This window comes from Endozoicomonas sp. ALB115, from assembly GCF_049310245.1.
Classification (GTDB): Bacteria; Pseudomonadota; Gammaproteobacteria; order Pseudomonadales; family Endozoicomonadaceae; genus Endozoicomonas.
On the sequence record NZ_JBLYZG010000192.1, the window covers coordinates 1 to 1,166 of the forward strand.

The 1,166-nt window shown below is 41.9% G+C and carries 2 protein-coding genes; both read left to right on the forward strand.

All coding sequences use genetic code 11. The features are described 5' to 3' along the window. The first annotated feature begins 178 nt into the window (after nt 1-178). Nucleotides 179-664, forward strand: coding sequence for an RDD family protein (locus ACO6VE_RS24560; protein ID WP_422464133.1), 486 nt, complete (start codon nt 179-181; stop codon nt 662-664). Nucleotides 665-691: 27 nt separating this feature from the next. Next, nucleotides 692-877: a hypothetical protein gene (locus tag ACO6VE_RS24565; protein WP_422464135.1), complete on the forward strand. Its 186-nt coding sequence runs from the start codon at nt 692-694 to the stop codon at nt 875-877. The last annotated feature ends 289 nt before the right edge of the window (nt 878-1,166 follow it).

The window sequence follows — 1,166 nt, forward strand, 5'->3', positions numbered from 1 at the left end:
CATCAGCAGGCGTCTTTACCGCCAGTCAGATGTAGGTTCTCCCACAGGGGACTTTCACCCCATCAGTTCATGCCCATGCCGGGCGTACCAAGTGCATCGTAGGGACGCCTTCGGTGCCCCACATGCAGGCGTTAGGTTTCTCATCAAATTTCAACAACAAACTCAATAAGGAGTTGTAATGAGTGGTAAAGAAGTAGAAAAATTTGGGACGGCATATGAGTATGCTGGATTTTGGGTAAGATTTGGAGCATCAATTATTGATTCGCTAATAATATTTGGTGTGACATTGCCATGGCTGATGATGATATATGGGGAACAATATTTTTATTCAGAGGACTTCATTCAGGGAGGTTCTGATTTTTTACTATCATATGTGATGCCCTTTGTGGCGACTGTACTTTTCTGGGTGTATAAGTCTGCAACACCCGGAAAAATGGCAATAAAAGCTATTGTCGTTGATGAAAAGACTGGTAACAAACCGACCATACAGCAGTCAGTGATTAGATATATTGGTTATTTTCTATCCATGCTTCCAATTTTCCTTGGTTTCTTTTGGGTTGCTTGGGATGGGAAAAAGCAGGGGTGGCATGATAAACTTGCTGGCACGGTTGTAATCCGTCCTAAAAATAGGGGTGTTGAAAACGTAGAGTTTTCTGGCAACTGAAAATTAAAATAATTGAAAGGTATCGTAGTGGTTATTCTTGAAATTTTAATTGCACTAGCAATTTGGTTTGCAACTGGTCATGCAATAGAAAAAGTATATACAAAAGCTGGATTTGTTGATGCCCCAAAATTTGTATTCTGGGTTCCAGGCTTAAATCTTGCTTTCTTAGTGTATTTGGCTTTTGCAGAATGGCCATCGTATAGAGAGAATTAAAACATGGTATATCTTCTTTTAATTGCTATATGGGCTTTAATTGGTTTCAGCGGGTGGAAGGTCTTTTCACGAGCTGGTTTCAAAGGCTACATTGGCTTGCTTTTCTTGGTGCCTCTGATTAACTTTTTTGCTCTTTTATATCTTGCTCATAAGGATTGGCCGGTAGCAAAGAAATTAACTCACCAGGAATAACCGAAACCTAAATCGGGTAAGGGCTGGTCTTTCTCCGGCCCTCCCCACAGCACCCGGCATGCGGGTCCGCACCGGGCGGTTCAACGATGATGGTGAA